This window comes from Yeosuana marina (genome assembly GCF_011762485.1).
In the GTDB taxonomy this organism is placed as follows: domain Bacteria; phylum Bacteroidota; class Bacteroidia; order Flavobacteriales; family Flavobacteriaceae; genus Yeosuana; species Yeosuana marina.
Map to the genome: position 1 here is coordinate 220,671 of NZ_JAAKGI010000002.1, position 13,227 is coordinate 233,897.

The following is a 13,227-nucleotide window of genomic DNA, read 5'->3' on the forward strand; positions in this document are numbered from 1 at the left end:
TGATAATAAAAATGTATAAAATAATTTTCTTTGGCTGCTTGTTGCTACTAAGTTTGAACACTTTTAGCCAATCAGTATTAGAAAATTATCTAAAAATTGCAGCTGAGAATAATCCTGAGTTAAAAGCATCGTTCAGTGATTATATGGCTGCCATGGAAAAAGTGCCTCAGGTAGGCACTTTACCTGATCCTCAAGTTGCGTTTGGTTATTTTATTCAATCACCAGAAACCAGGGTAGGCCCTCAAAGAGCAACTTTCAATTTATCACAAAGCTTTCCTTGGTTTGGGTTGTTGAGTGCTAAAGAAGATGTGGCCACTGAAATGGCAAAGGCCAAATATGAAGTCTTTGAAAACGCAAAATCCAATTTATTTTTTGAGGTGAAAACAGCTTATTACAACTACTATTTTATTGAGAAAGCTATACAGATAACCAAAGATAATGTGGAGATATTGCAAGTTTTTAAACGACTTTCTTTGGTGAAAATAGAAGCAGGTAAAGCATCCATTGTCGATGAGCTCCGTGTGGAGTTGGAATTGAATGATCTTGAAAATCAATTGGCATTATTTTTAGACACTAAAGATGTATTACAGGTAAAGTTCAATAACCTATTAAATAGGGAAGATACATCAGAAATAATGGTACCAGAGCTATTATGGCAAGACGAAATTCCTCTAGATCAATTAAAAATGCTTGATGAAATTTATGTATCAAATCATCAAATTAAAAGTATTGATCATAAACTTAATGCCTTTTTAAACCAAGAAATTGTGGCCAAAAAAGAAGGGCTTCCAAAGTTCAATATTGGATTAGGGTATACCGTTGTTGGAAAAAACCCATCGTCAATCGCTTCCGATAATGGTAAGGATGTATTTATGTTTCCTTCTGTAGGTCTTACCATCCCTTTATATCGCAAAAAATATAAGGCAATGATTACAGAGGCGAAATATATGCAGGAGGCAGAAATTTCACGAAAAGAAGACAAAAAAAATACATTGGGCACCATTTATAAAAACACGCTTAAAGAGTTCAATGATGGCAATAGGCGTATAGCTTTAAATGGAAGACAATCTGAAATAGCTAAAAAAGTTTTGGATGTTTTAATGACTTCTTACTCTACAAATTCAAAAGATTTTGAAGAAGTCTTGCGTATTGAACGTCAGTTGTTAAAGTACGAATTGGAACAGCAAAAGGCATTGACCGATAAAAATGCTGCAGCAGCGTTTATGGATTATTTAATAGGAAAATAAGAAACATTATGAAAAAATATAAAAATTACATCATTGCAGCCGGTATTTTATTTATCGGAATCATTTTAGGAAATGTGTTTTCTGGAGGAGGTTCAGAGGGCGTACATAAAGACGGTGAACACAACCTTGTTCAAGATCCAGTAACAAAATTGTGGACTTGCTCCATGCACCCGCAGATTCGTATGGAAAAACCGGGCAAATGCCCAATTTGCGGTATGACTTTAATACCGCTTGATGCAAGCTCTAATGCTAATGAGGAAAAAATTGCAGAAAATGAAATTGTACTCACGGAAGAAGCTATTCAGTTAGGAAATATTCAAACCACATTAGTTGAAAAAGCAAGTGCAACAAAAGAAATTCGTTTACTGGGCAGAGTCCAACCTGATGAACGTAAGTTATTTTCTCAAGTCTCCCACATTCCGGGACGAATAGAACGCCTATACGTTAATTTTACAGGAGAGAAGGTGGTTAGAGGCCAAAAAATTGTGCGTATTTATTCTCCAGAATTGATATCCGCCCAAAAGGAACTTTTTGAGTCAATAAATTCAAGGGACATCTATCCACAATTGTACACAGCAACCCGTAATAAACTAAAACTATGGAAGTTGACCGATGCTCAAATTGATGCCATAGAAGAATCAGGAAAGATACAAGAGCAAATAGATATTTTATCTGATTATACAGGCTATGTCATGAAAAGAGATGTGGAGTTGGGGGATTACATAAAAGAAGGAAGTGTATTATTTGATATTGCGAATTTAAGCAGTGTTTGGGTCATGTTCGAAGCATATGAGGCCGATATTCCATGGATACAACTTGGTAATGTAGTAGATTTTACCATCAATGCCATTCCCGGGAAAATGTTTAAAGGGAAAGTGACTTATGTCGATCCCTTTGTGTCTTCAAACACAAGGGTTGCCAAAGTACGGGTGGAGCTTCAAAATCCATCAAATGCACTATTGCCAGAAATGTATGCAAGTGGTATTATTAATGCCAAATTAACCAATGTTAAAGATGCTATTGTAATTCCAAAATCAGCAGTTCTTTGGACGGGTAAACGCTCAGTAGTATATGTAAAAGTTCCTCATGAAAAAACCATTTCGTTTGTATATAGGGAAATAACCCTAGGCCAAGATATGGGGAATTTTTATATAGTAAAAGATGGGTTAGTTGGTGGAGAAACAGTGGCATCCAATGGTGTCTTTAGAATAGATGCCTCAGCCCAATTATTAGGTCAAAAAAGCATGATGAACCCAACTGGCGAAAAAGGAAACACGGGAGGTATGGCAAATATGCCAGGAATGGACATGGGTGGAGATAAAAAGAAATCAGCTGGAGCTAATAAAATGACGGACGAGGAAATGAAAAACATGAAAACTTCAAAAGAGACAATGGATCCAATGAAAATGAAAAATGATGTTGACCATTCCAAAATGGATACTCGAATTTCTGTATCAAAAGATTTTAAAAGCCAATTAGAAAATGTTTTCAATCAATATATCCTACTTAAGGATGCTTTAACCAAAGATGATGCTAATGCAGCCCAAAAATATGCAGGTGAACTCTTGAATTCCATGAAAAAGGTTGAAATGAAATTATTAACAGATATGGAAGCGCATAACCATTGGATGACCATTAGTAAAGAAGTAAATGCATCAGCACTTTCGATATCCAAAACAAATGATATTTATAAACAACGAGACCATTTTAAGCATTTGTCTGCCCATTTATCAAAAGCCGTCAAACTATTTGGTGTCAACCAAAAAGTATATGAACAGTTTTGCCCTATGGCCGATAATAATAACGGTGCTTTTTGGATGAGTTTAAGCGAGAAAATCAATAATCCATATCTCGGTAAAAAGATGCTGACCTGTGGTGACACAAAAACAATAATTGAAAATTAATAAAAACTTTAATAACAAAAACAGATGAAAAATTTAAAATTGAAATCAGCAGTAATGATAGCTTTTATATTAAGCGTATCAAATTTCACCTATGCACAGCATGATCATAGTAAAATGAACATGGAACACCAAAATAAAGATATGATGAATCACTATGGTAACAACATGGTTAAATTAAATGATGAAAATTTAACTAAAGCGTATATGCACTATACCATGATAAATGAAGCTTTGGTAGAAACAAACGCCGCAAAAGTTCAAATGACTTCTAAAATGCTTGTTGAGATATTAAATTCTTATGGAAAGGCTTCAGATGCAGCACAAGTTGCCACACAATTGGCTTCTACTTCAGATATTAAGGAGCAACGTGTATTGTTTTCTGATCTATCCTCAGCATTCGAACCTTTATTAAAAGGAAACATCGTAGAAGGTGAAATATTTAAAACGTTTTGTCCTATGGCAAATAATGGCGGTTCATATTGGTTTTCCAATTCCAATAAAATTGAGAACCCATATATGGATAAAGCTATGTCTGGCTGTGGTAGTGTAAAGGAAACATTTAAGCCCATCTAATTAATAGCAATAGCTGGTTCCGTCCGTTTTATTACGAGTTTGGAACCAGCTTTTTAATCTTAAAATTAAAGTCATGAAAGAAATTAAAGCATTTTTCCGCATAAATAGAGTAAATGATGTAGCATTAAATTTGCAAAAAAACGGTTTTTGTTGTTTTAGCCTTTTTGAAGGCGATGGTTCAGGAAAACTTTCTGATCCGGATAAAGAATACCCAAGTTTAAGACATCCTTTTTTGCACTACAAGATTGCAAAATTAGAAATAGTGTGCAATAAAGAAGATGAAAATGCAATTGTTAAGATAATAAAAGAACATGCACATACAGGTAAAAGTGGTGATGGCTTAATCTATGTGACCAATGTAGAGCAAAAAGTAAGAATAAGAGATTAAAAATAAGACCTGTTAAGAAAAGAGCTTGGAAACCTTATAAAAATAATTTGTTAATTATAGTTTTTCAATTATTAAAAACGGGTTCTTTTCTTCAACAGGCACAATGATAAATTTATAGAATCATGAAAACAAGTAGAAAATATTTATTTATAAGCGCATTATTTATAAGCGCATTTATAAGCAGTTGTAAAAATCAGGACAATAAAAAAGAACCAGTTGGCACCAATCAGATTGAAAGTCCAACAAAAATGATTTCAAAATCCGCTCAAGCAGCAAAAATAGAATCAAGTAAAGTGTGTTACGTCAATAATAAATTTATGGGTATTGACCAAATTCCTGTTGTGTTTGAGGGAAAAACCTATTATGGTTGTTGCCCTGATTGTGTTGGGAAATTAAAATCCATAAGAGAAGTTCGGTATTCAAAAGATCCTCTTACCGGAAAAGAAGTAGATAAGGCATTAGCTTATATCGTATTGTCTCCCCAAGGCAATAATGATGTTCTTTATTTTGAATCAGAACAATCGTACAAAAAATATTTTAAATTTCATAAAAAATAGTTTAAATTATATAACAGAAAGATAAGAAAAACGAAAAAAATGAAATCAATTTATATTATACTTTTATTTTTATGGTCCTCATTCTCATTGGCTCAAGTTGGTACAAACGGTAAAGACAGAAAAGAAGAGGGACGACCTATAAAAGAGTATAATCTTACTTTAAATAAAAATAAAATGACCCTTGGTGGTGTTACTGCCAATGCCATGACCATAAATGGTAGTGTTCCTGGACCTACTTTAGAATTTAATGAAGGTGACCTTGCCATAATCAACGTAACCAATAAAATGGATGAAGAAACGTCTGTGCATTGGCATGGATTGATACTGCCAAATTTCTATGACGGTGTTCCTTATTTAACTACACCGCCTATAGAGCCCGGTGAGACATTCCAGTACAGAATTCCAATTAACCAGTCAGGTACGTTTTGGTATCATTCCCATACACTTTTACAAGAGCAAAAGGGAGTTTATGGCTCTATAGTTATTCAGCCAAAAGAGAAAACCTTGGATTATGATAAAGATTTGGTAGTGGTATTGTCTGATTGGACCAATGAAAAACCAATGAATGTACTACGTAACTTAAAAAGAGGGAACGAGTGGTATCAAGTTAAAAAAGGAACAGCAGTACCGTTGAGTAGGGTAATTAAAGAAGGTGCTCTGGGAGCACAGTTCAAATTTTGGCGGGACCGTATGGAAGGTGCAGATATTGCAGATATATACTACCCTGCATTTTTGTCAAATGGTAAAAAAATTGCTGAATATCCAGAGTTTAAACCAGGTGAAAAAGTGAGACTTCGATTTATAAATGCTTCTGCCTCTACCTACTATTGGATGGATTTTGGTGCTGGCAACCCGATGATCGTTGCAAGTGATGGCGTTGATGTAACACCAATTCATAAAAACCGGTTTCTTTTTGCAATTGCAGAGACCTATGATGTTATAGTAACTATTCCGGAAGGAATTTTAGAAATTACCGCCACAACTCAGGATGGTTCTGGTAATACCTCAATTCGCTTGGGAAGCGGAAAACTTTTTCCAGCAACTGTAATAGGTAGGCCAGACAAAGTAGCCATGATGAAGCAAATGGCAAAAATGGATATGAAGATGGGTGCGCCTGCGATAGTTGGAAATAAAAAGAAAAAGACACCAGAGGTTTTGATGCAGAAATATGGAATGAAGATGGATATGAAAGATGGACAGATGAACATGGGTATGAATATGAAGAAGGATGAGATGAGGCCCAAGGAGGATGACCATATGACTAGGGATAAAATGAAGGAAACGAAAACAGGATCGGTCTCAATGAGCCATACTGAAACCATGGGCAAAATGAAAGACCATATGAATAATGATATGCCCAAGATACAAAAAGATACAACAGCTTTTGATTACAATGTTCGTAAAACCTATTTCAACTATGATTTTTTAAAGGCCAAGGAAAATACCACTTATAATGCAGATTTACCCGTAAATGACATCTTGCTCAATCTAACAGGAAATATGCAGCGTTATATCTGGAGTATGAATGGAGTGCCATTGTCCGAAACGGATAAGATTAAAATTAAAAGTGGTGAAGTTACAAGGATTACGTTAAATAACCTTACAATGATGCACCACCCAATGCATTTGCACGGTCATTACTTTAGGGTGATTAATGAAAATGGGGAGCGATCACCATTAAAACACACTGTTAATGTGCCACCGATGCAAAAAGTCGTTATCGAATTTTATAATGAAGAGTATGGCGATTGGTTTTTTCACTGTCATATTTTGTACCATTTGGTAGGGGGTATGGCACGGGTGTTTAGTTATGATACACCTAGAGATAAAAGGATGACCGACTTTCCAGTTCAAAAACTTGTAGATGAAACAGATCGATACTACTCCTGGGGGTTGGCTCGTACAGGTTCAAACTTTAATGAACTCTTTTTAACGTCAAGTAATATTAGAAATGAATTTAGTTTGCGTGGCGAGTTTGATTATAGCCAAAACGCTGAAATAGAAGTAAATTATAATAGATACCTCAATGATTGGGTGCGTATTTATGCAGGAGTAAATACAGAAACATCAACACCAGATTCTTATGATACTTTTAATACAGTAGGATTAGTTGGTATTAAATATTTTACCCCATATAGATTTAATGTAGATGTGAGTATAGATTATCAGTTGCGCCCAAGAATACGTATGGACAGAGAGTTATTGATTTTTCCAAGAATATTCCTAGAAGGCGAATACGAGTACAGAGCAGATTTTGGATGGGTAAACCATCTGGAGAATAACAAATCGTATCAAGGTGAAACCCAGTGGCTGGTTGGTGCGTCTTACATTCTTTCCCGTAATTTTTCCATACAAGGAAATTATAACAATAAATATGGCTGGGGAGGAGGTCTATTAGTTCGATTTTAATTATGTCAACCTATAAAAAAAATAGTATTAGCTTAACAGGTGCAGTGTCATTAGGTACTGGCGTGATGATTGGTGCTGGTATCTTTGCTTTATTAGGCCAAATTGCTGAACTCTCAGGGAATTTTTTCCCGTTTGCATTTATTGCTGGAGCTATCATATCAGGTTTTAGTGCGTATGGTTATATAAAAATGTCGAATGCATTTCCATCCTCAGGCGGTATCGCAATGTATTTGATTAAAGCTTATGGCAAAGGTACTGTTGCTTCATCAGGAGCGCTGTTAATGGCATTTTCTATGATTATTAACGAGAGTTTGGTTGCCAGAACTTTTGGTTCTTATTCTTTACAGCTTTTCAATGTGAGTAATAATAGTGTTTGGGTGTCAATATTGGGTGTCATCCTTATTGTTGGTGCTTTTCTAATTAATATTTCAGGAAATAACATTATTGAAAGGTCTTCATTAACAATGGCCATTATAAAGATTGGTGGTATTTCTATTTTTGCAATTGGAGCACTTTGGGCTGCTGGTTTTTCTTTCCAAGATATTGTTAATGTTAATAATGACTCAACCTACCCAATTACAGATTATTTAGGGGCATTGGCTTTATCAATTTTGGCATATAAAGGATTTACCACTATTACAAATAGTGGTGGAGAAATTGTAAACCCAAACAAAAATGTAGGACGAGCAATTATTATATCTCTTGCAATATGTACCATAGTTTATCTGTTAGTAGCATTTTCTGTCTCCTCAAATTTAACGATTTCTGAAATTGTTACAGCTAAAGATTATTCGCTGGCCGAAGCATCTAAACCTGCCTTTGGTAAATATGGATTATGGTTTACAGTAGGTATCGCCATAGTGGCTACCATATCTGGAATTATAGCCAGCATTTTTGCTGTATCAAGAATGACGGCAATGCTAACCGATATGAAACTTATCCCGCATAAGCATTTTGGGATGCCTGGAAATATTCAAAGGCATATGTTGGTTTACGTTACTGTCATAGCAATTGTATTAACTGTATTTTTTGATTTAAGTCGTATTGCATCTCTAGGAGCTATTTTCTATTTGGTGATGGACATAGGTATCCAATGGGGCATATTAAAAAATATAAGAAAAGAGATAAAGGCTAATTTCTTTATGGTACTAACGGCAATAATTTTGGATATAGTGGTTTTAAGTGGCTTTTTATGGATTAAGGCAAGTTCAGATGTAACTGTTATAATTGTTGCATTAGTCGCCATAACGCTTATCTTTTTTGGCGAAAAATGGTTTTTGAAAAGAAGTGATAACAAATAAAAAGCAGAAATTATGATGTATACATGGATTATTGTTTTAGTAATAATTGCTTTGGCGGTTATACTATATGCAGGGAAAAATGGGATCAAAATCCCCAAGAAGGAGAGTCCTTCGGAAATTTTGGACAGACGCTTTGCAAATGGTGAAATATCCAAAGAAGAATATGAGGAAAAAAAACAAGTCATTAATTCAAAAAATTAAAAAACATGAACTATTATTTTAATAAAACAGTAAATGGAACTTTTGAAGAGGTTATCGATAAAGTTACAAAAGGATTAAAAGAAGAAGGTTTTGGAATACTTACAGAAATTGATGTAACAGCAACTTTAAAGAAAAAATTGGGCGTAGACTTTAAAAAGTATATAATATTGGGAGCTTGTAATCCACCTTATGCACATAAAGCGTTACAAGCAGAAGATAAAATTGGCACCATGTTGCCTTGCAACGTTATAGTACAGGAAATTGATAAAGACATTATCGAAGTAGCTGCGGTCAACCCAATGGCATCAATGCAAGCTGTGGAGAATGAAAAGTTGAGTGATGTTGCCAAAGACATAACCGCAATGCTTGAAAACGTAATAGAAAAGTTATGACTCTATAAAATAGAGCAAAGCAGTATTTTATTAATATAAACTTAAAACAAATAAAAATGAGAAAAACAAAATTATCGATTGGAATTTTTGCAATAGCATTTGCAGCCTTAACAGTAATGTCTTGTAAAGACAACAAAAAGGAGTCTGTTGATTCAAATGGGCATCATACAGAAATGGGGGCTAAAGAAAACCACATGGGAATGAATAATGAAAGTGAAGAACATCATCATGAAGATGGTGATGAAGATCATGATCATGACAAAGGAGCTACAATGAAAACTAGGGATATAGAAGCATCCACTCAAAAAAACGCTGCAACAGCGCCGATTATTGATGCCTACCTTCAAATTAAAAATGGATTAGTTGCCGATAATAAAGACAATGCCGCAAAAGGAGGAACAGCATTGCTTGCCGCTTTTTCAAACTTTGAGATGTCGCAACTTAATGAAGAGCAACATACAGCCTACATGGACATCGTTGAAGATGCTAAAGAACATGCAGAGCATATTTCCGAAAGCCCTCTTGAGCACCAACGGGAGCATTTTGAAACATTGAGTACAGATATCTCTGATTTGGTAACATTATTGGGTACAAATAAAACCTTATACCTAGATTATTGCCCAATGAAAAAAACAAATTGGTTAAGTGAAACCAAAGAGATTAAAAACCCTTTTTTTGGTAGTAAAATGATAACCTGTGGGAATGTAAAAAAGAAAATTAATTAAATGAAAGTAGTTAAAATCATAGCATTGGTTTTATTGGTGGTTTTTGTAGGAATTCAGTTTGTTAAAACCCCACGCAATCAAAGTGATGTTGTGCCTAAAACAGACTTTATGTTGGTTAATGATGTTCCGAAAGCTATTGGGAACAAGTTGCAAATTTCCTGTTATGATTGCCATAGTAACAATACGGCCTATCCTTGGTATAATAAAGTACAGCCAGTTGCTTGGTTTTTAGAAAACCATATTAAAAAGGGTAAGTCTGAATTGAATTTTAGTGAATGGTCAAACTATTCAGATAGAAGAAAAAAAAGCAAATTAAAATCGATAATAAGTCAAATTGAAGATAATGAGATGCCATTGTCTTCATACACTTTGATTCATAGGGATGCCATTTTATCAGAATCTGAAAAGGAATTGGTTATAGGATTTATGAAACAAATAAAAGACAGTTTAAAATAAGACCTGATGTTAAGTATGGAATGGTTTCTTTTATTGATTAGTTAAAACCCTTCATAAACCAGGTACTAAAACATAAGATTATGAATGACTTTTTAAAACAGTGGGGAGAAGGCGCATTTACATCATTAGGCTTCTTCTGGAAATCTGGTTGGGCATTTGTTTTGGGTTATGCAATCAGTGCCATGATTCAATCATTTGTTCCAAAAAAGAAGTTGACCAATTATATTGGTGGATTAAGTGTTAAAAGCGTCTCCTTATCAACGCTATTCGGTGCTATAAGCTCTTCTTGTTCTTTTGCAGCATTGGCAACTGCACGTTCGCTCTTCAAAAAAGGAGCTCATTTTATTACTACAGTTGCTTTTATGTTTGCTTCAACCAATTTAGTAATAGAATTGGGTATTTTAATTTTTATTTTTCTGGGAGCAGAATACGTAGTAGCAGAAATTATTGGTGGATTGGTTCTTATTGTAATAAGTTCGATTCTTATTAAATTAACATATCCCAAACAATGGATAAAAAACGCTCGTGAAAAGTTAGAAAAGGAATCAGATATTAAAGAAGAAGACTTTGATTGGAAAAAGCGCATAAAATCAAAAAAAGGATGGTATATGGTCAGCAAAAGCTATAGTATGGAGTGGGGAATGGCCTGGGAGGATATCTTGATTGGTTTTGTAATTGCAGGATTTGTAGCGGTTTTTGTTCCAGATAGTTTTTGGCAGGCCATATTTCTACAGGATATGGTGCCCATGTCTGGGGAACCTGGATTTTGGATTCGGTTAGAGAATGCAGCGGTGGCTCCTTTTGTAGCTGCCCTTACCTTTATAGGGTCAATGGGAAACATTCCTTTGGCTACAGTACTTGCTGGTTCAGGAGTAGCATTTACCGGAGTAATGGGATTTATATATTCTGATTTGATGGTGCCTCCTTTAGTAGACATGAACAGAAAATATTACGGAATAAAGGTAGCCTTATATATTGCAGGGATCATGTACATAAGTATTTTATTCACGGCCTTAATTTTGGATTATGGGTTTGAACTTTTTGATGCTATACCGGAATCTGTTAAAAAACAAGCCGATGGCAGAACTTTTAAAATAGATTATACGTTCTGGTTTAATATGGTCTTCGCTGTAATAACAAGTGTTTTGGTTTATTACAACATTAAGAAAAAGAAAAAAGATGGAGATTGGAAGGGTTTCAATTTTTTAAAATTAGGTTTCAAACGTTTGATAGTCTATCTATTTGCTTTGATTCTTTTAATAGGATTGGCATTGAAAGCCTTTTTGTGAATACCCAATAGTTGTTGGTATGGATGTTTTATCTAAATAAAAAATGAAAAAGACACTTTATATAAAAAATATGGTATGCAACCGATGCAAGGCAACGGTGAAAAGAGAGTTGGATGCACTGGGTTATAATATAGTTTCACTTAAATTAGGACAGGTAGTTTTTAATGAAAGTATGCCTAAAGATAATTCTAAATTAGAAGAAAATCTTAAAAAACACGGTTTTGAGATTATCAAAGATGAAACAGAAGTATTGATTGAAGAAATAAAGATTGCACTTATAAAAAAAATCGAAAATCAAGACAACTTAAATATTTCTTCTTATTTGTCTAAAAATTTCAACAAATCCTATTCTGCCTTAAGTAAGCTGTTCAGTAAAACTGAAGGTATGACCATTGAAAAATATGAAATTAACCTAAAAATTGAAAAGGTAAAAGAATATATGCAGTTGGGAGAATTAAATTTTTCTGAAATAGCCTATAACCTTAATTATGCGTCAAGTAGCCACTTGGCAAGACAATTTAAAAACATAACAGGCATGTCAATGACCGAATATAAAAACTTGCAACAATGGGAGAGAAAAACCCTTGACCAAATTGTATAAACAATGACCCGAATTATGTAAAGGGAAATAACATGATATGCTTAATTTTAACTAGAGTAAAGTCAAAATAAGTCACAATATAAAGAGTAATCAATAAATTTAAATATTATGAAAACATTAGTAACATTTTTAACGGTAATTGGTCTGTTTACCTTAACAAGCTGCAAACAAGATGCCAATGTAAATGCAATGATGCAAAACCCAGAAATGAGAGGTCAAATGATGCAAAACATCGTAGGTGACCATGATATGATGACAGAATTTATGGGAAAAATGAAAAACAATCCGCGTGCTATGCAAATGATGCAAGGGGATAAAGGAATGATGAATATGATGATGAATAGTGAAGGTATGAATATGATGAATGACAGTATAATGTCAATGAATATGATGCACTCCATGATGAAAGACGAAAAAATGATGACTCACATGATGCAAATGATGCACGATCAAGGCATGATGAGCGATGAGTGTATGAATTCCTGCATCAAGATGATGAGTGCCAAAGGAATGAACACGGGCAATATGCATACAAACTAGAGCACATTTTAAAATCTAGAAATCATGATGTATTTATGGATTATCCCACTAATAATTGTCCTTTAGGCAATTTGGTGGTTCGCAAAACAAGAAAAATAGATAAACTCTAAAAAGATGAAACTTTTATTAATCACTTTTATCCTAATAGGATTGGGAATAACGGGAATAGCCATAAAACTTTGGGCCAAAAAAGGAGGTAAGTTTGCCGGAACCTGTGCAAGCCAAAACCCTATGCTCAATAAAAATGGAGAACCATGCAGTATGTGTGGAAAAACTCCCGATCAGTTTAAAGACTGTGATGAACCTAAACGTTCCTAATAGTGAATGTCCCAGTATAAAAAATAGCAAGCTGTGACAGAAAGCCACTTGACCAAAATGTATAGAAAATGGTCCGAAATTGTAAATTGAATTTTGAAAGAAGAATGTTTTTGGGTTGATGGATTAGTAGCCGTGCGTTTTACATTTTTAAATATTGGAAATTTAACATGGTAAATAACAAAAGGTACTAGAACAATTATGAAAGAATGCTGTAAAGAGAATCACCAAAACACCAACAAAAAGTTTAACATAAAGAAATGGCTCAACTATATAGCCTACACGATAATAGCTCTAATAGTTGTTGGTGCATTGGTTAAACAATTGCT

The 13,227-nt window shown here is 34.3% G+C and carries 15 protein-coding genes; all 15 read left to right on the top strand.

Features of this window, described 5'->3' with window-relative positions:
- The first annotated feature begins 11 nt into the window (after nt 1-11).
- Nucleotides 12-1,247: a TolC family protein gene (locus G5V56_RS03925; RefSeq protein ID WP_166961724.1), complete on the top strand. Its 1,236-nt coding sequence runs from the start codon at nt 12-14 to the stop codon at nt 1,245-1,247.
- Between the two features lie 8 nt (nt 1,248-1,255).
- Entirely contained in the window at nt 1,256-3,151 is a 1,896-nt protein-coding gene (locus G5V56_RS03930; protein ID WP_166961727.1) for an efflux RND transporter periplasmic adaptor subunit, read from the top strand.
- A gap of 24 nt (nt 3,152-3,175) precedes the next feature.
- A complete protein-coding gene (locus G5V56_RS03935; RefSeq protein ID WP_166961730.1) occupies nt 3,176-3,724 on the top strand; it encodes a DUF3347 domain-containing protein in 549 nt (182 codons plus the stop codon).
- A 73-nt stretch (nt 3,725-3,797) separates the two neighbouring features.
- Nucleotides 3,798-4,112, top strand: a complete 315-nt coding sequence (locus tag G5V56_RS03940) for a P-II family nitrogen regulator (protein ID WP_166961733.1) — start codon at nt 3,798-3,800, stop codon at nt 4,110-4,112.
- Nucleotides 4,113-4,234: 122 nt separating this feature from the next.
- Nucleotides 4,235-4,669, top strand: coding sequence for a hypothetical protein (locus tag G5V56_RS03945; protein ID WP_166961736.1), 435 nt, complete (start codon nt 4,235-4,237; stop codon nt 4,667-4,669).
- 39 nt (nt 4,670-4,708) lie between these two features.
- Entirely contained in the window at nt 4,709-7,078 is a 2,370-nt protein-coding gene (locus tag G5V56_RS03950) for a multicopper oxidase domain-containing protein (protein ID WP_166961739.1), read from the top strand.
- A gap of 2 nt (nt 7,079-7,080) precedes the next feature.
- Nucleotides 7,081-8,379 carry an APC family permease gene (locus tag G5V56_RS03955; protein WP_188650821.1) on the top strand — a complete coding sequence of 433 codons (1,299 nt, stop codon included), beginning with the start codon at nt 7,081-7,083 and terminating at the stop codon, nt 8,377-8,379.
- 12 nt (nt 8,380-8,391) lie between these two features.
- Nucleotides 8,392-8,580: an SHOCT domain-containing protein gene (locus tag G5V56_RS03960; protein ID WP_166961742.1), complete on the top strand. Its 189-nt coding sequence runs from the start codon at nt 8,392-8,394 to the stop codon at nt 8,578-8,580.
- Nucleotides 8,581-8,585: 5 nt separating this feature from the next.
- Nucleotides 8,586-8,972 (top strand): DUF302 domain-containing protein, encoded by a 387-nt coding sequence (locus G5V56_RS03965; RefSeq protein WP_166961746.1) that lies wholly within the window; start codon nt 8,586-8,588, stop codon nt 8,970-8,972.
- A gap of 56 nt (nt 8,973-9,028) precedes the next feature.
- Nucleotides 9,029-9,697, top strand: coding sequence for a DUF3347 domain-containing protein (locus G5V56_RS03970; RefSeq protein WP_166961749.1), 669 nt, complete (start codon nt 9,029-9,031; stop codon nt 9,695-9,697).
- Nucleotides 9,698-10,153 (top strand): heme-binding domain-containing protein, encoded by a 456-nt coding sequence (locus tag G5V56_RS03975; RefSeq protein WP_166961751.1) that lies wholly within the window; start codon nt 9,698-9,700, stop codon nt 10,151-10,153.
- An 80-nt stretch (nt 10,154-10,233) separates the two neighbouring features.
- Nucleotides 10,234-11,442, top strand: coding sequence for a permease (locus tag G5V56_RS03980; protein ID WP_166961754.1), 1,209 nt, complete (start codon nt 10,234-10,236; stop codon nt 11,440-11,442).
- A gap of 43 nt (nt 11,443-11,485) precedes the next feature.
- Complete coding sequence (locus G5V56_RS03985; protein WP_166961757.1) at nt 11,486-12,043, top strand: AraC family transcriptional regulator; 558 nt, start codon at nt 11,486-11,488, stop codon at nt 12,041-12,043.
- 219 nt (nt 12,044-12,262) lie between these two features.
- Entirely contained in the window at nt 12,263-12,583 is a 321-nt protein-coding gene (locus G5V56_RS03990; RefSeq protein ID WP_240911209.1) for a hypothetical protein, read from the top strand.
- A 114-nt stretch (nt 12,584-12,697) separates the two neighbouring features.
- The gene (locus tag G5V56_RS03995) at nt 12,698-12,901 is read left to right on the top strand and encodes a membrane or secreted protein (RefSeq protein ID WP_166961763.1); all 204 of its coding nucleotides are present in this window, start codon (nt 12,698-12,700) and stop codon (nt 12,899-12,901) included.
- Nucleotides 12,902-13,227: the final 326 nt, after the last annotated feature.